The organism is Lactonifactor longoviformis (assembly GCF_042848515.1).
Taxonomy (GTDB): domain Bacteria; phylum Bacillota; class Clostridia; order Lachnospirales; family Lachnospiraceae; genus Lactonifactor; species Lactonifactor longoviformis.
On sequence record NZ_AP031453.1, the window covers coordinates 3,638,452 to 3,660,301 of the forward strand.

Below are 21,850 nucleotides of genomic sequence, written 5' to 3' on the forward strand. Positions count from 1 at the left end.
CCGCCCTAAGGGGTAAAATAATAGATTACCTTATCCGTATCATCGCTGCTCTTCCCGCAGAAATGGGGATTCAGCTTTACTGCAATGGACGAACCGCTTCCCCCGTCCTCTGTCATATTCAGAATACAGGGCGTAGTCTGCGGATTGTTCCCTGTGTAGTAAGTGTTCACTGCCTCCGTGGTCTCTTGCAAGATTTTATCAGCTTTTTGAGACAAATTCAGTGATAAAGTCACTGAGCGGGAAAACAGTAGAATAACAATCATCAGAATGGCAAAGGAAACGATCACGCTTACAAGAGTAGTACCCTTTTTATTTTGTATCATTATTCATCCCTCCCAATTCTGTTCCAGGTCCCGTCCCACACATTTTTCTCACCGGTTTCGCCCCCGCCTTCCTTTTCCACCGTGGCCCGGTATCTTGTAGTGACGTTGTATTCCTGTTTTCTGAAACTGCAGGTTACAATCACTACCAGCTCACTGTCTGTATACTCCGGATGTTCCGGATCGTTGACTGCCTCCTCGTCATTGGTCTGCCAATACATCTTTACCTTTAACGTTCCCGCCTTTTCCTCAACCTCCGGCTGGAACGCGGTATCAATGGAAAAATTCTTCATGGCATTCATCTCATTATGGACACCGGAGGTATCGTCCTCATCATAGTACGGCCACTTCTGGTCTTCTATCTCCTGGCGGATACCCATGGTTAACTGATTGGTATCACGCCCCAGATAGTCTTCCAGGAGCTTGCTAAAGGAGATGGCCGACATCCGGCACTGTTCCTGGGCATATGACTGGTTCGCCCGGCTGACTGCCACAGAGGAGGCCAGGATCAGCGACAGAGCCAGAGCCATAAAAAGAGCCATCAGACAGAGCACTACGATCATAGTATACCCCTCCCGTTTCCGGGAGGCGGCATACAGCTTATCTTTCCCTTTACTCCTTGTCATTCTCTACACCATCCCCGCTTTTTTCTGCTGCCCGGCTCAGAAGATCCGCGGACAGCAGCTCCTTAAGCTTTTTATCCATGATATCGTCGAACAGCTCCCTGGTCAGGAGGTCTCTCACCTCCGTCCTTTCCGGCAGGAGTCCTATCTGGCCCGCGCTCTCTGCCGTATCCAGAGTTTCCTGAATCTCATAGAGATACTCACCGTAAGCACTGATCCTGGTAAGCTGCCAGGATACAGGATAGGAAGCCTCTCTGTACTCACTCTTTTCCCAGGAATACGCCCGAAGTACCGCCGCCGCCGTCATATGGTAATCCTGATTATGCACTGTCATATCCGGTGCGATGTAGACAAAGCTCACATCTCCGGCATCTGTGACTGTACACTGTATCTGCGGATTCACATACAGCTGATACTGATATCCGGCTGCGCTGTCCTTTCCGCTGACCTGACAGCTGCGGGGAATCTGGAAGGTATACTGTGTCCGCCCGGTTTCCTGGCTGACAGCTGCAGGCAGTTTCACATACCGGTTCTCCCCGTTTCCTGCCGCTCCGGCGTTCTGGATTACTTCCTGGAATTCCGGATCCATATCCTCCGGTCGCATCCAGAGTGCAAACGGCTCTCCCGGATCCCCGGTGGAGTGCAGATAGACAGTATAGGCCGTGTCTGCACCTGTATCCAGCGGAACTGTGGTAAGCTGGTAGCCGGTGCCATAGGTAACCCCATTCCATGCAAGGGCCGTGTGTACTGCCTTGATGGAACTTTCCCCTGTGGTAACTCCATTGTTGGTTTTTTCTTTCCATATAATTTCCCGGCTGTCTGTCTGAGACAGATCCGGTGTAGCGATCTTCACCTTGGGCAGCCGGAACGTATACCACTGGCCCCACTGGGAAGATACAATGTTATTCGATACCGCTCTGACTCTTATATGCAGGTATTTCCCCGCATATTCCGTGGGGATTCCCAGGAAATTATAGTCAGCGGTTGTCAGACTTCCGTTCATCGTATAGGAATTCAGCTGATACAGCGGGGTTTCCTCCGCTTCCGCCGTCTCAGTAATATATGCCTCACCGGCATAGGCCCCCTCCTCTGTGGTTTCCGCCGCTGCGCTAAGGGTAAGCCCGTTCAGACGGAATTCTTCCTCCGTTAGTCCTCCGCCGTATTCTGCCTGATATTCCGGCTCCAGAGTTATCTGGAAGCCTGTGGTATCCGGATCCGGCTTTGTCAGCCGCTGGGGCAGTTCTACGGTAACCGGAACACTGGCTCTGGAATTCAGATACCTGGATGTATCGGCAGAGACAGCTGTAACGGTAATGGAAATTCTGTCATGGGCATTGAAATCCTCCAGATTCAGGAGAAGGCTGGTGTCCTCTTTGCCCGCCGAAGCTGTCACAGTCTTAGTTCCCGCGGAGGCGGTGATCAGATAGCTGTCCAGGCACTTCAGCTGTTCCTCCTCTGTGAGAGGATTCCAGGTTACCTGGTAAATCAGGTTATCCCTGGAGGGCAGCACCGCCTTGGGCTGAGATACCGGCGACAGTCTTCGGGTTATCCTAAAGTCCCTGGACTGCCTGCTGTCTATGGATTCCCCGCTCACCCCTCTGTGGGTAACAGACAATCGTACCCGGCTGTAGCTCCAGCTGGTTCCGTCGATCGTCAGCGTGGTATCCGTCATCCCTTTTCTTGAAATAATCTCAACCCCCTCGGTATCTGTTTCACTCTTATATCCAATGAGCTGAACGTCATACAGCCGGGGCGCTTTTGAGTTCCATGTAAATGTGTACCTGTCTTTTCCTCCGGCTTCCTCATACCCCATGGTGCCGCTGATGGTAACCAGATCCAGCCTTGGAGGCATCACGAATGTAAATCTGTCCTCACCGGCGTACGGTCCCTGGGCCAGAGAAACACTATAGTATCTGTCCCCGTTCAGGTAAGAACCGTTGGCTTTTGCGTCCCCCGTCTCCGCATCCTGATAATATCTGCCGATGCCGCTGCTCCAGGCAAAGTATCTTATGGTAATGGTCTCACCGGCTGCCTCGACCCTGGTCAGCTTCTCGAATTCTTCCTCCGTCAGCGCTGCAAAGTCCAGGGACACTGTAGTCTGTGCACCCTCCTTTTGAATCTTTGCCGAAGTTTCCGCCAAAATTTCATCCCCATGGAGCATCTCTGCCCTGTAATCTATGCCGAAGGAATCCCCCGTGTTATTATTTCTAACCTCAAACTGGTATTTCATATCACTCACAGAGGTTCCGGAAAGGCTTGAACTGTAGACAGTTCTGGCCACCCGGGGAAGCTGCTTCGGTGATCGGAGATAGGAGAGCTGGGATGCCACAGCCGATGTCCTGTAGGTTCCGGCGCTGTCCTCCGCCCAGCAGACAGTAGAAAGATTCCTCGTTCCGGAATTAAAGGTGTACGATACCCTTCCTCCATTGGACTGCCGGAGAATTATCTCCCCTGTGGCATCTGTCGTAATGTGGATCTCCCAGCTGTCTTTCGTCAGACTCTTATACTCCTCCAGATTAGCCACCGAAAAATATCCCTGTATCTGGGAGGAGCTTCCCCCCGTAATATGATATACCAGCTCCGGCTCCGGAAGAGATTCCGCCGTATAAAAGGTTTCTGTTTTTAAAATCGCCGAACTTCTGGAAGCATTGCCGCTCACAGCCTGGAGCGTAATCCAAAAGGCTGTGCCGTCCGGCCATGCACTGTCTATGGTAAATTCAGCAGAATACTGGTTTTTGGGTACCTGCACCACTTTCACAGGCTCTGACTCTCCCGCCCGGTATAACTTCAGTTCATAATAATATACCCTATCCCCGTTAGTCCCCTGGCTCCAGGCCGCGGTATAGGTATCTCCATTGGCTTTTGCCCCGAAATTCCGGGGTTCTCCCAGTTTAACAGCTCCGTAATACTGGGCAAAATAACGATCGATGGGCGCCTTGCAGATATCTTTTATCTTATTTGCCGCTGTCTGCAGCTGCTGAGCCGATGAAGCATTGTCGTAGATCTTTCCGGCGGCCGGATTGGATGGAAATGTTAAATCAAAGCCATTCAGCTTCTTATTAACAGCAGATATGGAACCCCAGCCTGAAGAGTCCCAGCCGCTGGGGTAAGCCAGCCGTTTTCCTCCGCTTGCGGATGACACATTCCCATATCCGAAATAATAATTCAGGCTTCCCACGCTCTGGTTCGTTCTGGCCAGGGGGTAATCAGCCTTCCCCACCCCGAAGCAATGTTCCATAGAGGCCTTTGTGCGGCCGGTAATACCCGAAAAATTGCCCGATAGACTCAGTCCGCTTCCATAGTTGACACACCGGATCAGCGTAACCGACATATTGCCGCCCAGATTAGACACAATGCCTCCGCCGTCCGCCGAGTTTTTCAGTACCCCTGCGTTATAGCAGTCACTGAGCGTAACCTGAGAAGCAGAAACCGCATTGACATAGCTGAAGATTCCCGCCACATAAGGGCTGCCGGACATGCTGGTGTCGATGATCCCTTCATTGCCGCAGTTCATAAACGTAATCTGCATATTCGCCGTATTGGTCCAGGCGTCTCCCAGAATCCCCGCGGCTCTTGCTTTGTAGGCAGTGTCCCGACTGCAGTCCGCTGTCACCTTTCCCTGGTTCACACAGCCGCTGATGGTGACTCCATTGTCTCTCAGAAAGCCTATGATCCCACCTGCTCCGTACCTGGAGGTGTAGACAGAACCTGTATTTTTGCAGTCTGCGATCAAGGTTCCCTGAGAAATCCGATTGGCCTGAATGCCTATGATTCCCCCCACATAATACTGATCCGTCTTTACGGAAGCATGGTTTGTAAGCCCGCTCTGATCGTAGCGGGATGCATTATTTCCAATGATGCCTCCTGTGCCGAATTCATGGGCGGTATTCTGGCTGTTGACAATGCTCCAGTTCCTGTTTTCCTGGGTGCTGTCCGCAATGCCCACAGAGACATTGGCAGTCCTGCCCCCGTCCCCGTTATATCCCACAGCGCCGCCCACACAGCTGCTCTTTATCCCCTGAACCACAACGGACTCTGTCCCCTCTGTGCAGTCCTGGATAAGACCCTGGTTATAGCCTGCGAGGCCGCCCAGGTAGGAGAGGCTCCCTGTAATGCTGCTTCCGCCGGCAACGGTGCATTGACGGATCTCTCCCCCGGAAAGGTTTTGTCCGGTTATGCCGCCAACGCGCACCAGATCCTCACTGGTGGTAGAGATGCCATTCCCGTGTATGCTGCCCTTTCCCCCTTTCAGGCTCTCGCCCTGATACATACAATTGCGGATTACCGCTGTATTCGTTCCGTTTCCATTGACACCGGCTATTCCCCCGATGCCGTACGGCTGTCCCTGGGCCTGTGCTCCCTGGATGCGGCCCGCTGCCGCGTAATAGGAGACCGTGCCTTCATTGACGCCGGCAATCCCTCCCAGATTTCCCTGCGCCCTGCCCTCCAGGGTGATATCCGCATAGCATTCTGTTTCCGGTGCCTTCCCCCCGTCGATGCTGCCTCCCGGCCCGTTATAGCCGGCCACTCCGCCCACACTGGAATTGTCCTCATCGGAGGAAAGCCGTACCGGTGCAGTTTTGGTGCCCACCTTGCTGATGACAATTGCCCCTGTATTTCTGCCTGCGATGCCTCCGATGTAATTCTCCGGCTGTCCCCCTATAATGGCAAGCTCTGCCTGGCTTAAGAGACTGCAGTTTTCAATGCTTCCGCGGTTGGAGGCGGCGATTCCTCCCAGAACCCCCTGACCCGACAGAGTTCCGCCGAGAGTTCTGCATCCGGTAAGCGTCCCGCGGTTCTCTCCGCAGATGCCCCCGGCCTCTCCGTTTGTGGCAGTGATCTCCCCGCTGTTTTCCGAAGCCTCTACACTGCCCTGGTTGTCACAGACAATCCCCCCTGCATTTCCCTTTTCCGCGATGATACTACCCGCGTTTCCGGTGCCGGAGATATTTCCTGTGCTGCTTTGCAGGCCGGCGATTCCGCCGGCATTTCCCTCCAGGGCCCTTACCGTAAATGTATTCTCCAGAAGTCCGCCGGAGGCATAGATGTCCCCTCCGTTAGCTCCCGTAATTCCGCCCACATCCGCCCCTCCGGTAATGGTTCCGGTCTGGGCAGCCTCCTGCTTTTTCTCAAGGCTGATAATGGCTCCTTTTTCGTTGCTTCCCGCGATTCCGCCCACATAGCTTCCCGCGCCTTCGATATCTCCTTTGATCTCCCAGCCTGTAATGCCGGCCTTGTCACCGCTGTTCACCGCGGCGATCCCGCCGATATAGCTGCCGTCTCCCATCACCGAAGACGCCTGCGCATCGTCGGGGAGCACACGGCAGGAGACAACCTCCCCCTCGTTTTGGCATACAATGCCGCCCACATAGGAGTTTCCCCGCATCTGCCCGGTCAGGGTGCAGTTTTCGATCCGGCCGCCTTTATTAAGCCCTGCGATTCCCCCAAGGAAGGATTCCCCGGTCATAGAGCCAACGATACAGTTCTGAATCGTTCCCTGATTTACCTCCACGATCCCGCCGGTGTAGGTACCCTGTCCCCGCACGATTCCTTTGTCTGTATTTCTGCAGTCATCAATGGTAACCCGCCGGGAGGCTATCCCTATTATCCCGCCGGCATAGGAGAAGGTCTCCGTTTGGGAGAGTTCCTGATTTTCAGTAACCCCATAGGCGTATACCGGGGTATTGTTCTGGATGCCTTTTAGAAGAAGACTGGTGCTGCCGGCATTATAGCCCACTACACCGCCCGCATAGAGCTCAGCCTCAACAGATTTTAATGTATTCTGATTTCCTCCTCTGCCGTCCTCTTCGTTATACATCTCTAACACAGCATCTGTATAAGAAGCAGCTGACAGTTCATTGGCCAGCACTTCACCGGTCATTCCAGGAACATCCCCGGCATGCCGGTCAGCTATGGCACAGTAGAGAGCAGCTGTTTTCTCTGCCTCCTCCCCAGTTGCCACAAGCTGGGTATAACCCGCATATCCCCCTGCAAAAGCCCCTGCTTCTGCCCGTATGCTTCCCAGAAAATTGTCTGTCCCGCAGTCAATGGCAATCCTTTTTTCTTCATAGGCGGCGATAATATTCCCTCCGAACACGCCTCCCACAAAATAGGCGCCCTCCACCGCATTAGGATTGGAGTCAATTCTATGGCTGCCCTCTGTGAAAATATCTGTCCCTGTGTTCAGGCCCACATATCCGCCCACAAAGCAGCTGCCGCTGATGTATCCCCCCGCAAGGGTATAACCCCGTATGCTGGCATTTTCGCCGGTATCCCCTGCCCGGTTATACCCTGCGATTCCGCCCACATAGTTATGGCCGGCCGCTACACTAGTCACCCTTGTGCCGTCCTTGCTTCGTATGGTTCCTTCATTATAACCGGCGATTCCACCGATATAATCTCCATTTTTCCCAAGCTTTTCCGTCCTGGCAAGCAGCTCTTCCCCATCCTGGGACAGGGTGTTCACACTGCTGGTGCAGTCGAGAATCCTTCCGCCGTTATATCCGGCAATGCCGCCTCCGAAGGCTGCTGTGGCCACAACAATCCCTTCATTGGTCCAGTTTTCCACCGTTTTTTCTTTCTTGCCGTCCTTTGATACCGTGCCCGCTTCCGCGTCCAGAATCCCGTTGGCGCCCACAATTCCGCCCACATAGGATTCCCCCAGAACGTTTGCCTGGTTCGCCTGCCGACTGCCGTCCAGTCTGCTGTCCTCCGTAAATCCGGCGATCCCGCCCACAAAACGTTTCCCGACTACAAAGGCGTCGGTTATCTTATTATGTATATCACGGTTGCTCGTCTTGCAGCCGGTGATGGTGCTGTCTTTGGAGTATCCCACGATTCCGCCCACAAAATCTCCAAACAGATCCGCAGGCTTCTCCTCTTCATACTTCACGGCTGCCGAAGGGGTGCTGACACAGTTCTTTAAGATTCCGCCGTCGCTGTATCCCGTGATGCCTCCTATGTATTTGCCGGAGACTGCGCTGGCTGTGACACCCCCGTAATTCCTGCAGGTATCCAGAGTATCCCCTGCAGGTTTCTTATCATCCTCCCCCGCAGTCCTTCCAATGCTTCCGATCACCCCGCCTACCCGAAGCTCTCCGGACACGTGGGCCTGGTTGGTCAGGTTTTTGTAGACCGCATCCTTTTCTCCTGTCCGGATTCCGATGAGACCACCCACATCTGTGGTCCCTGTCACGGAACCGCTGACCGTGCAGTCGGAAATACTGCCCTTATCGCTGCCGCAGAGCGCGCCCACACAGCTGTCTCCCTCTGCCTTCACTTCCAACAGAGTGGCCGCCTGTATGGTTCCTTCATTCACGGCAAATAGCCCCAGAGGTTCTATCACCTGAGGAGCTTTGTCTTTCTCCCTGTTCTGAAGATCTGCCTTCAGAATCAGATTCTCAATAGTATATTTTGTATTGCCGCTCTTTCCTGTGTAAGCGGATCCCTCCGTTAATTTCCGGATGGGCGGAAAAGCTGTCTCATTTATCTCTTGTTCCGAAGACAATACAACGCCCTTTCGGTAGACATGCCCCCGGCTGAGAACACTGTTTTCCCCGCTCCACCGGACAGTTCCGGTCTGTGTATAAATAATCTTGTCTGTATCCTTTTTCCTGCCTGCAAGAGCCTCCCGTTCCTTCTCTGAGAATCTTATATTATAGAGATGTCTTGCATTTTTCACGCCATAGACTGTCTGGCCCCCGTTTTGGGCGGCAGATGCAAAGGTGGTGCAGGTGCTGTTGCTCTGTTTCCAGGCGCTGGCTTTGTAATTCTTGGCAAAAGCTTTGATTCTCGCATATATGGTTTTCTCCTGAAGACCCAATCGGATGACGCTCAGGGTATCCTTCATCTCATCCGCAGATGTTTTTTCCACAGCCGCCAGGTCTACGGCATCCAGAACCAGAGTGAGCCTGCTCCCCTCCCCGTAAGCATAGAAAGGACAGTCTTTCATCACGGTATGGCCTTCTTCTTTTCCGTCCGCTCCGTAGCTGTAAAGAGTAACATCACAGTAAATCTTATTCCCCAGATCCGAACCTTTTTTCAGAATCTTATTCTTATCCTCTGTATTCACTTCCAGGGTGGCCTGAAGCTTTTTCGACTCTTTGTCGTACAGCTTAATGGAATAGTTCAGATACTCGGTCAGTGCAAAATACTCCTTTTTCAGATGCCAGTTCAGGGTCAGTTCTTCGTCGTTTACCAGCTCCGCTTCCTGAAGCTCGGGTTTGCCCAGAGCACCCGGGGACTGTTCGGACATTTCATCTGAAGAATAGTAACCAATCATCCGCTCTTTGCGGATGCTGCGGGTACGGCTGCTGATATTCACACTTCCACGGTCTTCTTTCGTGTTCTCGCCCTTCTGATAGTAAAACTCGTCTGCATAGTCACTGTAGCAGACCGAATAGACAAGGCCCTCTGCGGGATCGAATTCCACGGTAATTGCCGCATCCAGAACGGATTCGTCATATATATAAGGCTCCAGCAGTTCATACAGCAGATTGGTCTCAGCGCTCCCGGGAACTAAGGACAGGTAATACAGACGACCGTCATACTCCTCGGGCAGATCCTCCACCATAGAGCTGTCTACTGTCTGATTCTTTCCGGCTCCCTGTGTCATATACTCCTGAAGTTCCTTCAGCTGCCCGGTAGACTTATAGTGATTCAGGGAAGAAGATGCCGCGTAAAAAATTGTCTGGGCATAGTTATTATTGCGCACAAAGGCAGAATGGCGCAGATACGCCGATAAGCCTAAGCCCGCAATCGTCAGTAAAATTCCTAATATGGTAAGTGTTACAATCGCTTCCACCAGAGTGAAGCCTTTGTTCTTATTCTTTTTATTTCCGGCCATAGAGGGTCATCTCTATTCTATCATTTTATTTTAACTGCAGCTGCATCCCGGCATTCCTGCCTGGAAGCGCAGCTGCATGTCAGATAAATTACTTATTTCTTAGTCTTTAAATTTTATCATATTTATCCAGTTTCGTAAATGTAAAATATGAGAATCGGCATGTAAAGTTCTGGATCTTTTACCTTCCCCCTCCGGTAAATGTTTTGCGAATCTCTTCCTGTACCTCTGCAGATACCAATACATCATACCCGGTAAGAGCCAGAATGCATGCCCCCCTCTCTGCAGCCTTCTTTCCATTCTCAGAGACTGTACACTTCGCTGCCTCTTTTGTGTGAAGCACCAGATCGGGGTCTCCCAGACCGATAAAGCCATGGGCGGCCGGAGCCACATGGCTTACATTTCCCATATCCATGGATCCCATCTCCCGGCGGGCGGGCTGTACCTCTGTTTCCCCCATATACCTGAAATTCTTAGCCATGAGTCTTCCCAGCACCGGATTGGTCACCATATCGTCATTGGACAGTTCATAGTAGTCGATCTCCACGGATGCCCCTGTCATCCTGGCCGCTCCCCTGGCACATTCCTTTGCCTTTTCCACCACCTCATTCAGATTCTCTCTCTTGGCGGCCCGGAAATTAAATCTGGCCTCTGCATAATCAGGCACAATATTCGGGCGCAGTCCCCCCTCAGCGATAATCCCATGCATCCGCACATCGTCTGTCACATGCTGGCGGAGGGCGTTGATTCCGTTAAACATGAGGAGCACGGCATCCAGGGCATTGACCCCCTTTTCCGGGGCCGCGGAGGCGTGTGCCGTCTTTCCGCGGAAGCGAAAACGCAGGGCATCCAGTGCCAGAGAGCTCCCGCTTTCCTTGGACACGCCGTCCGGATGGAGCATGAGCGCTGCCAGGATATCCTTAAAAATACCGTCTCTGGCCATTGCCACCTTGGCGCCGTTGGTTTCCTCTGCAGGCGTCCCCAAGACAACAATCTCTCCCCCTGTCTCCTCAAGCACAGCCTTCAGCCCCAGGGCAGCCCCAAAGGACATGGCAGAGATTAGATTGTGCCCGCAGCCGTGGCCAATCCCCTCCAATGCGTCGTATTCGCACAGGAAGGCAATTCTGGGGCCCGGCCTTCCCCCCTTACAGACAGCAGTAAACGCGGTGGGGATTCCGCAGGTCCCGTGCTCTGTCCGGAAACCGTGCTTTTCCAGATGCTCCGTCAGGAGTTTTTCTGCAAAATATTCCTGCTCGCTTATTTCCGGGTGCTCATACAGCTCCCTGGCAATCTGGAAAATCTCTTCCCGGTGTTTTTTTATTTCCTGAATAATTCTTTCTTTCATATTCTGCTCCTTATTCTTTCCTTTTGCGCCGGCCTCCTAAAACGGTCCGTAATGAATGGCCTGGGCAATGATGATGAAGACAGCGCCCAGAAGATACTCCAGAAGAATCAGGGGACCGATCCATCTGGCCCATTTATTTCAGGGAATCTTTCCCAGAGCCAGTCCGGCCATTAACAGGCCCGATGTGGGAGTGAAGATATTGGAAATCCCGTCACCCAGCTGAAATGCCAGGACTGCCGTCTGCCGGGTCACCCCCCACCAAATCGGACAGAGGGGCCATAATAGGCATGGATACAGCCGCCTGGGCGCTCCCGGAGGGAATCACATAGTTCAGCAGACACTGGAAGAGATACATACCCATGGCAGAAATCTGCGCCGGAAGCCAGGCAACCCCTTTTGCTATCCCGAACAATATGGTATCCAGTATGCCTCCCTGCTGCAAAACAACCAGAATGGATCTGGCAAATCCAACGGCAAGGGCTCCCCCGGCGATCCCCGTCATTCCTTTCACCAGATTTTCGCCGTATCTGTTGGGAGACATTCCCGTAAATACAGCGGCAAGCACGGACATGCCGAAAAAGAGGGCAGTGATTTCCTGCAGATACCATCCGTAACGAAACACTCCGTATATGAGCACTCCAATGGTCCCCACAAAGGTTAAAAGCACCAGAATCTGTCCGGCGGTAAGCTTCGGGGTCTCCTCCAGGTTCAGGCGATCCGTCCTGCCCAGGTCAATCTCCCGCACGGCGCTGATCTCCGGAGACTTTTTTACCTTCAGGGCATACCGCAGCACATAGCCGATAGCCAGGGAAACCATACAGATATAGAGGGCCACCCGCAGCCCCATGCCGGAAAGCAGGGGAACCCCCGCGATCCCCTGGGCGATCCCCACGGTAAAGGGATTCAAAAATGCCGCAGCAAACCCTGCTGTGGATCCGGCCAGCACAATCCCGGCACCCACCAGGGAGTCATATCCCACAGAGGTTGCAAGTAGGATCATGATGGGTATAAAGGGCAGGGTCTCCTCTGCCATTCCGTACAGCGCCCCTCCCATAGAAAACAAAAACATCATCACAGGAATTACCACAAATTCCTTTTTTCCCAGCTTATGTGTCAGAATCGCAATTCCTGTATGAATCGCCCCTGTCTCCTGCACCACCTGAAAAGCTCCCCCCAAGATAAAGATAAGAAAAATCATTCCCGCAGATTCCACAAGACCCTGGGGAACGGTTTCCAAAAGTCCCATAACGCCTACAGGCGTCTGTTCTCCATAACGGAAGCTGTCAGGATCGACTACCTCCTGTCCTCCGCTTCCTGTTACCCGGCTGTATTCGCCGGCAGGAATCACATACGTAAGAATCCCGCAGATTAACACTACAAAAAGCATTAAAACATATACATTTGGGACCGGAATCCCCTTTCTTTTTACTTTTTCTTTTTTCTTCATAACCTGCCCGCCTTTTACATGGTTTATTGTGGAGATAGCAAAGGAGGACCGCAGGGGGCTCCCTGCGATCCTGACTGTTATTTATTTTTTTCCCTGCCAGTCAACATCCGGCGCCTCGGAGGGCAGCGGCTGGCAGCGGATCCTGGCTGCCTCCCGGAGGGTAATGCCCTGCTCCTTCTTCATGCGGAAGAGATTGCTGATGTGCTCCCGGATAATATTCTGAGAGTCATCCACAAGAGCCTGAGGCTCCAGGGGAATCAGCCCGAAGGGCACTGCGTCGCAGAGTCTGGTCGCTCCCAGATTTACGATAAAGTCAGGTGCCACAGGAATATTTCTCTTCTCCAGAATCACGTCTGCTTCCGGGGTGGTGGGTATATTTGCAGCTTCCACAATCAGCTTAAACTGCAGCTTATCTGCGTTCTTCTCGTTGATGACTCCGTCCAGAGCCGCCGGCATAAAGATGTCGCAGGCGATTTCTTCCCACTGGGTATTTTTCATCACCTGATATTCCGGAAGGAAGGCTTCCTGGTTCAGATAGCCTCTGTCTTTTACCGAATTTATCAGGAGATCCACGTCCAGGCCGTTCTCACAGTACACCATGCACTTGGCATCACTGATGGCCACAACCTTGTATCCCATCTCGCTGAGGCAGCGGGCTGCTCCGGTACCAACCGCACCGAAGCCCTGAATCATAACAGTGGCTCCGGGCTCTCCGCCCATCTGCTTCCAGCTCTCATCCAGCCCTGCGGCCGCCCCGTAGCCGGTGATGGCATCGTACATCACAAATCCCCTGTACGGCATATCGAATAATGTATCATTATCTTTCAGTCCCTGAATGATCTTGGGATCGCTCTCATATTTCTTCGCAACCAGATGAGGAACGCCCGGGATGGCCAGCTCTTTGTACAGATCCATCACCTGTCCGTATCCAATTCCCAGATCGCCGCCCAGGGATACCCCGTTTTCCAGATAAGGGGCAATGGCGAGAAGGAAGCGCTTTACCACCTCTAATTTATCCGGTTTTGTATTGTCATACCGAATCCCGGCCTTGGCGCCTCCCCCTACTTTGGAGTGACAGGCGGCGTATTTGTATCCCATTCCCGTGGCCAGCTTAATTACTTCTTCTCTGGTAACCGTCTCATGCACCCGCAGACCGCCGCTGCAGTAGTTGCTCACAAAGTTAAAACAGCACAGCCATCCCACAGCATCCGTTTCCGTATCGTTCCATTCAATTACAATATATGGTTTATTCAGCATATCTATATCCTCCTTTTATCGATTCCTTATGCCTCTGCTTTCTGAGGGGCATCACCAAACACATTTTCTCTCCTGCTCTTCTTATACAGCAGGAAGGCACTGATTCCCCCTGCCGCCAGGAGTACCAGGGTAAATATAAACATATACACGTATCCCGTATTTCCGTACTTATCCAGCCAGTGTCCGAACAAAGTGTGCTGGAACAGGTCCGGCGCGTAGGCGATGGCTGCATACAGCCCCATAGCCGTCCCGCTTGCATTTCTGGCCACATTAGCCTCCGGCGTCATGGCCAGACAGATGTTGGTAAAGAGCGTAGAGAGCACGCCTGTTCCCAGGGATACGGCCACAAGAACTCCCACCGGCACATACGCCGCAAAAAGCAGTACCAGCACAAACAGGGTAATCAGGAAGACTGCCCCGAACACTACCATCCGGGATACATACTTTGTCTTCGTTGCAATTTTGCCCAAAATAGGGCTGAAGAGTCTGCCCCCATACATATTCAGAACACCCAGCACGCCTGCGAAGGTAATGGCAACTCCGAATACATCATGAAAATAAGGAACAAAATACGATGCGGTAAGAGTGGTGGAGTACAGGCAGAATCCGCAGATAATCATCATCCAGAGCCCCGGCTCCTTCATCACCAGCAGCAGCTGGCTGAAGGTGAACTTATCTTCCTCTTCTCCCTCTTTTTTCACATCCTTGACTTTTTTGAACACCAACATACAGCCCAAAGCTGCAACCAGGGTAAACGCCGCATAGGTCCACACCACCCTGGAAAATGCCGTCGCCTGGCTGACCTTGTTCTCAGACAGGTTATACACATACAGAGAGGCAAAATTAATGATCATATAGCTGATGGACTGGGCAAAGGAAAAAAATCCGATGGATTCTCCTACCAGCTCATCCGGAACAATCATACGAGGCATTTTAAATATTGCGGGGTTAAACACAAAGAATGTGGTCAGTCCGAACAGCCCCCAGATAATATACATATTAATTACCGACGGAGCCAGCGCCAGCCAGACACTCAAGATTGTGGTCCCCAATAGGGACACAACGATACATTTTTTGTAATCCAGTTTATCTGTCACAAATCCGCCGATGAGGTTGAACACAATATTTCCGAATCCGTACACGGACATGATCAGCCCCAGCTGCGTGTTGGAAGCGCCTGTGGCCTCCATCATGGGACCATAAAATACACCTTTTATATAAGGCAGGGAGTATGATGCGGCATAGCATAGTCCTGCGATCATTAATGCTGCCATCACCCATCCGCCAAGACCTTTTTTCTGTTCCATCCCATTCCTCCTTTCGCGCACTGCGCCTTCCCGTTGCTTTTGTTATGGTTTTCCTCTCAATACCACCAGTCCGTCGGCGGCACTGACCCCCTCTTTTTCGGGGTATACAAATACAGGGTTAATGTCCATTTCCACCAGGGTATCTTTATATTCTGCGGCCAGATTGCTTACCTGTACCAGCACCCGGGCCAGAGCCTCTGTGTCAAGGGGCGGTTTCCCTCTGTAGCCGCGAAACAGCTTGCTGCCCTTTAGCGAGAGTATCATCTCCCTGGCCTCCCATTGATTCAGAGGGGCGGGATAGAGGGCGGCGTCCTGGAATACCTCGGTAAAGATACCTCCCAGGCCCGTGAGAATCATTGGTCCAAGCTGAGGGTCACAGGTTACCCCTACAATGGCCTCCAGACCCGGTTCCAGCATTTTCTGAACCAGAACCCCGTGGATCAAGGCCTGAGGATTATACTTCCTCCCGTTTTCCAGGATTTTGCGGTATGCGTTTCTCACCTCTTCTTCGCAGGCAATCCCTACTATCACGCCTCCCGCTTCTGATTTATGGAGAATATCCCCGGATTCTATCTTCAGCACCACCGGATAGCCGATGACAGCCGCAGCCTGCACCGCCTCTTCCTCTGTCTCTGCTATTTCCTCAGGGGGACAGGGAATTCCGAATTTCTGAAACAGCAGCTTTGACTCATGCTCTGACAGGGCAGTTTTTACCGGTTCCTTCCCGCAGACCTCTGTTTTAGTTACAATAGAGAGCGTCCGGTTTTCCATGGTCTCCAGATAGTCTGTGTAATCCAGCAGTTTTTTTATGACCCGGTATCCATAGTGGGGCGGAGGGAGAATGGGTACCCCTACGGCCCGCAGACGTTCCAGCACCTCTTCCTCTCTGCTGGACTCAATTAACGGCACCACGGCCACAGGCTTTTTCTGTTCCTTCTCACAGTGCCGGATCAGACCGTTCAGGAAATCATAGATGGTGATATCTGAAATTTTTTTAGTGATCTGCAGGGAGGTGATAAGCATCTCAATGCCCGGATCCTCCAGCACAATATCAGCCACCCGTTCAAAGGTATCCCCGTTGGAGCCGCCGGTGAGATCCATTGGATTCTGGGCTGTGGCAAAGGCTGGGAGGACTTCCCGCAGTTTCTCTGCTGTCTCCGGGGAAAAGTCCGGCAGCTTCAGCCCGTGAAGATATCCCGCGTCCGCGGAGATGGTAGTTTCGCCTCCGGAAATATTGACAAAGGCCAGCTTATTGCTTCTGGGAAGCACCGGCAGAGTTGCAATAGCGGTACAGACAGAGAGCAGTTCCTCCAGGTCATCCACCCGGATGACGCCGAATTTCCGGAAAAATGCATCTACATTTTTATCGGAACCGCTGAGGTTTCCAGTGTGGGAAGCTGCCGCTCTGCTGCCCTTTTCCGACCGCCCGGCTTTCAGCACCACCACAGGTTTTTTCTTTTCTGCGGCTTTTTTCAGCACTGCGGCGAATTTCTCCGGATTCTGAATCCCCTCAACATAGGCTGCCACCACCCGGGTATCTTCGTCATCCACCAAAAATTCCAGATAATCCTCAATATTTACAATTTTACAGTTCCCCGCAGAGATAACGTAGGAGAAGCTGGTCTTCTCGCTCTCCATCAAAGCCATACAGACCTGCCCGCTCTGGGATACCAGACCTACCCTGCCGGCGGATTCCCTGGCATGAAAGAGGAATCCAAAAGCGAATACCCGGTCCACAAAATTCAGAAATCCGGCACAGTTTGGGCCCATTAGGGCCAGATCCAGTCTCCGGCACTGGGCGATCAGCTCCTCTTCCAGCTTTTTGTCTTCTTCTTTCCCGGTTTCCCCATATCCGCTGGCAAATACAACAGCGCCTTTTGCCCCCTTTTGGGCCGCTTCCTCTAAAAGACCGGCGACTGTCTGTTTGGGGGTGCAGAGCACCGCCAGATCGATGGTTCCCGGCAGTTCACTCAGGGTATGGTAACAGGGGATCCCGAATACTGTTTCATTTTTCAGACTGACCAGATACAGGTCCTCACGGCGTTTGCCGCACTGTTCAATAAACATTCTGCTGGCGAATCCTGCCATAGTTTCTTTTTCTGTCGCTCCGACAATTGCTATTTTTTTCGGGCGCAGGAGCCGGTTTAAGTCCACATAGTTTCCCCCTCTCTATACTGCCTCATACCCGGCACGATATGCCGCTTTATTTTTCTCATTGTACTTTCCTTTTCCCTTTTTCTCGAAGAAGCCGCACATGGCCTCCTCCAGTTCCTCCCTGGTAAAGAGCTTCTCTCTTCTGGCCAGCGCCCCCAGGACAGCGATGTTTGCTCCCTTGGGATTCTCTGCCTCTGCAGCCAGTTGGTTGGCCGCCACGGGAATGGCCTGGATATCCTCCCTGAAGCTGCGGCCGGGGTCTACCATATCGGAGTTATAATAGAGGACTCCTCCGGGCTTCAGCATATCTTCAAACCGATCCAGGGAAGGTTCATTCATTGCAATCAAAAGATCCAGCTCGCTGCAGTATGGGTTCCCGATTTCTTCATCGCTGATTTTCACATTGCAGTTAGCGGTTCCCCCACGCATCTCCGCGCCGTAGGAGGGATACCAGGTCAGCCTGCAGCCCTTTTGGTATGCCGCCTGAGCCAGTATCAGCCCTGTGGTCAACACTCCCTGGCCGCCGAAACCAGCACAAATAATTTCTGTAGTCATATGCTCCTCCTTTCTTATCCTATAAATTCCCCTGTCGGAAATACCGGCAGAATCGTTTCTTTGATATATGCAGCAGCCACACCGGGATCCATATTCCAGTTGGTGGGACAGGGGGAGAGAAGCTCGATAAAGCTGTATCCTTCCCCGTTCATCTGCTTTTCCAATGCTTTACTAATATATTTCCTGGCCTTCTTAATATTCCCCGCATCGCAGAGAGCTGCTCTTGCCAGATACGAGATATCCATATCCTTCAGCATCCTGACCACATCCATGGTGGCCCCTCCTTCTTCCATGCTTTTCCCATGGATGGAAGAGCTGGTAACCTGCCCCTGCAGAGAAGTGGGGGACATCTGGCCCCCGGTCATGCCGAAGACACAGTTGTTCAGCACAATGACTGTAATGTTGTCATTTCTTCTGGCTGAGTGAAGGGTTTCCGCGATACCGATGGAATATGCCGCCCCGTCCCCCAGATAGGCAATCACCGGCTGGGAGGGTCTTGCCATCTTTACTCCCACTGCAGTTGCCACCGGCCTTCCGTGGGCTGCCTCTATGGTATCGTAGCGCCACACATCAATGGGCATTCCGCCGCAGGCCACATCCAGGGAAATAATGACCTGTTCCTCTAAAGCAAGCTCCTGAAGTGCTTCGCCGATCAGACGGATAGCAATCCCGTGGCCGCAGCCAGGACAGAAGGAATGGCCGTCTGTATATGTAATCCGTTCCGGTGCCTTAATAACCATCTAAAATACCTCCTTATCCATCTTGCCTTCTAATATTTCAACGGCATACTTCACTACATCCGCGCTCTTAGGAACCTTGATTCCGGTTCCGTATGTGTATACCGGATATCTGCAGTCCACAGCAAGTTTCACGTCCTCCGCCATCTGTCCGGTAATGCTCATCTCCACGGTCATCAGTGCTTTGCATTCCCCGGAGAGCTCTGCGAATGCTTTTTTCGGATAGGGATAGATGGAGATGGGCCGTATCAGTCCCAGGGGAACTCCCTGGCTTCTGGCCTTTCGCACCGCCTCCTTGCAGACTCTGGCACTGATTCCATATGCCACCAGCACCAGCTGGGCATCCTCCACATGGATCGCCTCGTAACGCTGTTCATTCTCCGTCATTCTCTGGTATTTGTCCCGCAGAAACGAATTATAGTCATCCATATAATAGAACACATTCGTTATTTTTTTAGACTCGTCATCGCCCTTGCAGCCTTTCACCGTCCAGTCATCCCGGTCGATGTCAACCTCCTCCATAGGCGGAAAGCTGACTGGCTCTACCATCTGCCCGATGGCGGCATCGGATAAGATAATCACCGGATGCCTGTATTTCTCTGCCAAAGGAAAGGCTTCCATCATCAGGTCCACGCTCTCCTGTACCGATGCCGGTGCCAGCACCAGAAGATGAGAGTCTCCGTGGCCGTTGCCTCTGGTGACCAGCTTATAGTCACACTGTCCCTGGCTGATTTCTCCGATTCCGCTTCCGAACCGGGCCACGTCTACGATGACTGCCGGGATATCCCCTGCGATAAGATAGGAGATGCCCTCCTGAAGCAGTGAAAATCCGGGACCGGAGGATGAGGTCATCGCCCTGGCGCCCGCGGAGGCAGCGCCCAGAACCATATTGATCGCTGCCAGTTCTGATTCTGACTGTACAAAAGCGCCTCCCGCTTCCTTCATCCGCCAGCTTAAATATTCCAGAATCTCATTCTGAGGTGTAATGGGATAGCCGCTGAAAAAACGGCAGCCCGCACGGACCATAGCCTCTGCCAGGGCTTCATTTCCCTTCATTAACCCTTTTTCCATAGTTTGCATATTCCTCCTTACGCTCCTTTTTCCGGTTTACATACTTCAAATACATAGTCGGGACAGACGGTATAGCAGGTTGCACAGGCAATGCATTTCTCCTGATCCACCTGGATCACTTCATACCCTTTTTTGTTGCTTGTGCCCGATTTTGAGATTGCGCCTTTGGGACACGCACGTATGCAGTTGTAACAGCCTTTACATCTTTGCAGTTGCAATACAATTTTTTCCATTTTATTCTCCCTTTCTACTTTTTGCGCGCAATTGTGCTACTTGTCTAAAAAAATGCATTTTTACCTTTAATATTTAGTAATTTTATGTTACAATATCCCCTAAGGGGAGAGTCAATAGGAAGTTAAAATTTATGAAAAAATATTATAAAATCGGAGAAATAGCAAAAATTAAACATGTGACCATCAAAGCCCTTCGCTTCTATGACCGGGTAGGGCTGCTGAAGCCCGCCTATGTAGATCCTGAAACCGGGTACCGGTACTACAGCTCGGAACAGCTGTTTCAGGTAGAGATGATACTGTATCTGCGCAGACTTAATGTCTCGGTGGCAGAGATTAAGTTTCTGTTTGAGCACTCAGAACTCCCTGCCTGGAATGAGGCATTTGAAACCCTGCAGACCGCTATGGAGGAAAAGCTGGTCTCTCTCCAGAGGGATGTGCTGAAGCTTAGAATGTTTCAGGCCCATATTTCTTCCATTGAAAAGATACGGAATCTGGATGGTTTTTACCTCCGGCCCATGGAAGAGAGGAAGATCCTGAGCGTCCCCTGTACCTGTCCGCCATCCTCCAGCGAGGCTGTCAGCCGTTTTCAGGGGCTGTACCAGGAAATTGCCCGGGAAAATCAGGTCACCACTTATCAGTCCGGATCCCTTTTTTCCTGCGGGTTCCCCTACCAGGAACTGGTTCGGACAGAGATTTTCCTGGATATTAATTCCGTGGCTCAGGACCCTCCCATGCCCTCCAGGGTTCTTCCGGCCGGCACCTACCTCTGTTTGAACCACCAGAATTCTGATTTTGAGAACAACTCAGCCTACGAGGATGCGGCTGAGGCACTGCTGCAGTTTATCCGCAAGAGACATATAAAACCTCTTCTGATTCTGGAAAAGGAGGCTTTTCTGGATTTTATCGGATATACCAGGCCGCTCACAGCCTTCCAGGTACTGCTTCAGGAAGACCAGATACCGGGAGATATTCCATTCATCGACTGAGACTATTTTCCGCACAGATAAGATATGGAGAAAAATACTTATGAATTATGCAGTGAAAAAAATACTGAAGGCACTTTCCTACGGCCCTCTGGATGTACAGGCTGAGAGACGGCTTGCCGAGCTCAAGAAGCTGGATCCTATGCGTATCTTCGCCAGGAAGCTGGACGTACATATTATGAACGGAACCCATGAGGTTCCGGTACGGATTTACTTCCCCACCCAGAAAATGCTGGAGGAAGAGCTGGTATTTCAGTACAGCGGAAAAGTGCTTTTATTTTTCCACGGGGGAGGGTGGGTCACAGAAAGCGTAGAAACTTATGACCGCATATGTTCCCGCATGGCCCAGTCCACGAATCAGCTGGTACTCTCCGTGGAATACCGGAAGGCCCCGGAGCACCGTTTCCCCACTGCCCTGATGGACGGGTACGCAGTTGCCGAGGTCTTATTTTCCGGCCAATATCTAAAAGGGGTAAGACCGGAGAATATCACGCTTATGGGAGACAGCGCCGGCGGCAGTCTGACTGCCGCCCTTACGCTTCTGGCCAGGGACCGGAACGCTTTTTGGCCCCGACAGCAGATTTTAATCTATCCCGCATTGTGGAACGACTATACTGAGACCTCCCCCTTCCCCTCCGTACGGGAGAACGGCCGGGATTATCTCCTCACTGCGGTTAAGATGGAGGAATATATGAATCTGTACCAGAGCAGAGCAGAGGATCGGAACAGCCCCTATTTTGCCCCCCTTCTCTCAGAGCATCTGGAAGATCTTCCCCGCACCCTGATTCTTACCGCTCAATACGATCCCCTCAGAGATGAGGGGGAAGAGTTCGGGCGAAAACTGAAGGAAGCCGGAAATGAGGTTACGGTCAAAAGAATCGAACATGCCCTGCATGGATATTTTGCTCTTGGCATAAAATATCTGTATGTGCAGGAAAGCTTAGAGATTATCAATCAGTTTTTAAAGGAGGCGTAG

15 protein-coding genes are annotated in these 21,850 nt (G+C 52.0%); 2 read left to right on the forward strand and 13 right to left on the reverse strand.

The annotated features are described in order from the left end of the window. Window positions 1-5: 5 nt before the first annotated feature. The 13 genes from ACGHCT_RS16615 to ACGHCT_RS16675 form a co-directional block, all read right to left on the reverse strand. Window positions 6-323, reverse strand: coding sequence for a type II secretion system protein (locus ACGHCT_RS16615; RefSeq protein ID WP_390436952.1), 318 nt, complete (start codon window positions 321-323; stop codon window positions 6-8). Further along, window positions 323-946, reverse strand: coding sequence for a hypothetical protein (locus ACGHCT_RS16620; protein WP_072848550.1), 624 nt, complete (start codon window positions 944-946; stop codon window positions 323-325). Before ACGHCT_RS16620 ends, ACGHCT_RS16615 begins: the two co-directional genes overlap by 1 nt. After that, the gene (locus tag ACGHCT_RS16625) at window positions 933-9,788 is read right to left on the reverse strand and encodes a prepilin-type N-terminal cleavage/methylation domain-containing protein (RefSeq protein ID WP_390436953.1); all 8,856 of its coding nucleotides are present in this window, start codon (window positions 9,786-9,788) and stop codon (window positions 933-935) included. Before ACGHCT_RS16625 ends, ACGHCT_RS16620 begins: the two co-directional genes overlap by 14 nt. Before the next feature lie 178 nt (window positions 9,789-9,966). Continuing rightward, window positions 9,967-11,130, reverse strand: coding sequence for a M20 family metallopeptidase (locus ACGHCT_RS16630; protein ID WP_390436954.1), 1,164 nt, complete (start codon window positions 11,128-11,130; stop codon window positions 9,967-9,969). 138 nt (window positions 11,131-11,268) lie between these two features. Continuing rightward, on the reverse strand, window positions 11,269-11,382 hold the full coding sequence (locus ACGHCT_RS16635) for a hypothetical protein (RefSeq protein WP_390436955.1): 114 nt from the start codon (window positions 11,380-11,382) through the stop codon (window positions 11,269-11,271). After that, entirely contained in the window at window positions 11,342-12,577 is a 1,236-nt protein-coding gene (locus ACGHCT_RS16640) for a YfcC family protein (protein WP_390436956.1), read from the reverse strand. The genes ACGHCT_RS16635 and ACGHCT_RS16640 overlap by 41 nt, the downstream gene beginning before the upstream one ends. An 81-nt stretch (window positions 12,578-12,658) precedes the next feature. After that, window positions 12,659-13,834 (reverse strand): Glu/Leu/Phe/Val dehydrogenase, encoded by a 1,176-nt coding sequence (locus ACGHCT_RS16645; RefSeq protein WP_072848558.1) that lies wholly within the window; start codon window positions 13,832-13,834, stop codon window positions 12,659-12,661. A gap of 26 nt (window positions 13,835-13,860) precedes the next feature. Beyond that, on the reverse strand, window positions 13,861-15,141 hold the full coding sequence (locus tag ACGHCT_RS16650; protein ID WP_390436957.1) for an MFS transporter: 1,281 nt from the start codon (window positions 15,139-15,141) through the stop codon (window positions 13,861-13,863). Window positions 15,142-15,183: 42 nt separating this feature from the next. Further along, complete coding sequence (locus tag ACGHCT_RS16655; protein WP_390436958.1) at window positions 15,184-17,295, reverse strand: acetate--CoA ligase family protein; 2,112 nt, start codon at window positions 17,293-17,295, stop codon at window positions 15,184-15,186. A 15-nt stretch (window positions 17,296-17,310) separates the two neighbouring features. Further along, window positions 17,311-17,850 carry a 2-oxoacid:acceptor oxidoreductase family protein gene (locus ACGHCT_RS16660; RefSeq protein ID WP_072848561.1) on the reverse strand — a complete coding sequence of 180 codons (540 nt, stop codon included), beginning with the start codon at window positions 17,848-17,850 and terminating at the stop codon, window positions 17,311-17,313. A 14-nt stretch (window positions 17,851-17,864) separates the two neighbouring features. Further along, window positions 17,865-18,590 (reverse strand): thiamine pyrophosphate-dependent enzyme, encoded by a 726-nt coding sequence (locus tag ACGHCT_RS16665; RefSeq protein ID WP_390436959.1) that lies wholly within the window; start codon window positions 18,588-18,590, stop codon window positions 17,865-17,867. Continuing rightward, entirely contained in the window at window positions 18,591-19,658 is a 1,068-nt protein-coding gene (vorB, locus tag ACGHCT_RS16670; protein WP_072848563.1) for a 3-methyl-2-oxobutanoate dehydrogenase subunit VorB, read from the reverse strand. A 17-nt stretch (window positions 19,659-19,675) separates the two neighbouring features. After that, window positions 19,676-19,891, reverse strand: a complete 216-nt coding sequence (locus ACGHCT_RS16675) for a 4Fe-4S dicluster domain-containing protein (RefSeq protein WP_072848564.1) — start codon at window positions 19,889-19,891, stop codon at window positions 19,676-19,678. A gap of 131 nt (window positions 19,892-20,022) precedes the next feature. Between ACGHCT_RS16675 and ACGHCT_RS16680 the strand changes: the two genes are divergently transcribed. Together ACGHCT_RS16680 and ACGHCT_RS16685 are read left to right on the forward strand one after the other, a co-directional pair. Further along, window positions 20,023-20,877, forward strand: a complete 855-nt coding sequence (locus ACGHCT_RS16680; protein ID WP_072848565.1) for a helix-turn-helix domain-containing protein — start codon at window positions 20,023-20,025, stop codon at window positions 20,875-20,877. 40 nt (window positions 20,878-20,917) lie between these two features. Continuing rightward, window positions 20,918-21,850 carry an alpha/beta hydrolase gene (locus tag ACGHCT_RS16685; protein WP_390436960.1) on the forward strand — a complete coding sequence of 311 codons (933 nt, stop codon included), beginning with the start codon at window positions 20,918-20,920 and terminating at the stop codon, window positions 21,848-21,850.

What these genes read in the sequence shown, in the direction of transcription:
- ACGHCT_RS16615 (WP_390436952.1), bottom strand. Translation starts at nt 323, where the DNA reads ATGATACAAAATAAAAAGGGTACTACTCTTGTAAGCGTGATCGTTTCC.
- ACGHCT_RS16620 (WP_072848550.1), bottom strand. Translation starts at nt 946, where the DNA reads ATGACAAGGAGTAAAGGGAAAGATAAGCTGTATGCCGCCTCCCGGAAA.
- ACGHCT_RS16625 (WP_390436953.1), bottom strand. Translation starts at nt 9,788, where the DNA reads ATGGCCGGAAATAAAAAGAATAAGAACAAAGGCTTCACTCTGGTGGAA.
- ACGHCT_RS16630 (WP_390436954.1), bottom strand. Translation starts at nt 11,130, where the DNA reads ATGAAAGAAAGAATTATTCAGGAAATAAAAAAACACCGGGAAGAGATT.
- ACGHCT_RS16640 (WP_390436956.1), bottom strand. Translation starts at nt 12,577, where the DNA reads ATGAAGAAAAAAGAAAAAGTAAAAAGAAAGGGGATTCCGGTCCCAAAT.
- ACGHCT_RS16645 (WP_072848558.1), bottom strand. Translation starts at nt 13,834, where the DNA reads ATGCTGAATAAACCATATATTGTAATTGAATGGAACGATACGGAAACG.
- ACGHCT_RS16650 (WP_390436957.1), bottom strand. Translation starts at nt 15,141, where the DNA reads ATGGAACAGAAAAAAGGTCTTGGCGGATGGGTGATGGCAGCATTAATG.
- ACGHCT_RS16660 (WP_072848561.1), bottom strand. Translation starts at nt 17,850, where the DNA reads ATGACTACAGAAATTATTTGTGCTGGTTTCGGCGGCCAGGGAGTGTTG.
- ACGHCT_RS16665 (WP_390436959.1), bottom strand. Translation starts at nt 18,590, where the DNA reads ATGGTTATTAAGGCACCGGAACGGATTACATATACAGACGGCCATTCC.
- vorB (WP_072848563.1), bottom strand. Translation starts at nt 19,658, where the DNA reads ATGGAAAAAGGGTTAATGAAGGGAAATGAAGCCCTGGCAGAGGCTATG.
- ACGHCT_RS16675 (WP_072848564.1), bottom strand. Translation starts at nt 19,891, where the DNA reads ATGGAAAAAATTGTATTGCAACTGCAAAGATGTAAAGGCTGTTACAAC.
- ACGHCT_RS16680 (WP_072848565.1), top strand. Translation starts at nt 20,023, where the DNA reads ATGAAAAAATATTATAAAATCGGAGAAATAGCAAAAATTAAACATGTG.
- ACGHCT_RS16685 (WP_390436960.1), top strand. Translation starts at nt 20,918, where the DNA reads ATGAATTATGCAGTGAAAAAAATACTGAAGGCACTTTCCTACGGCCCT.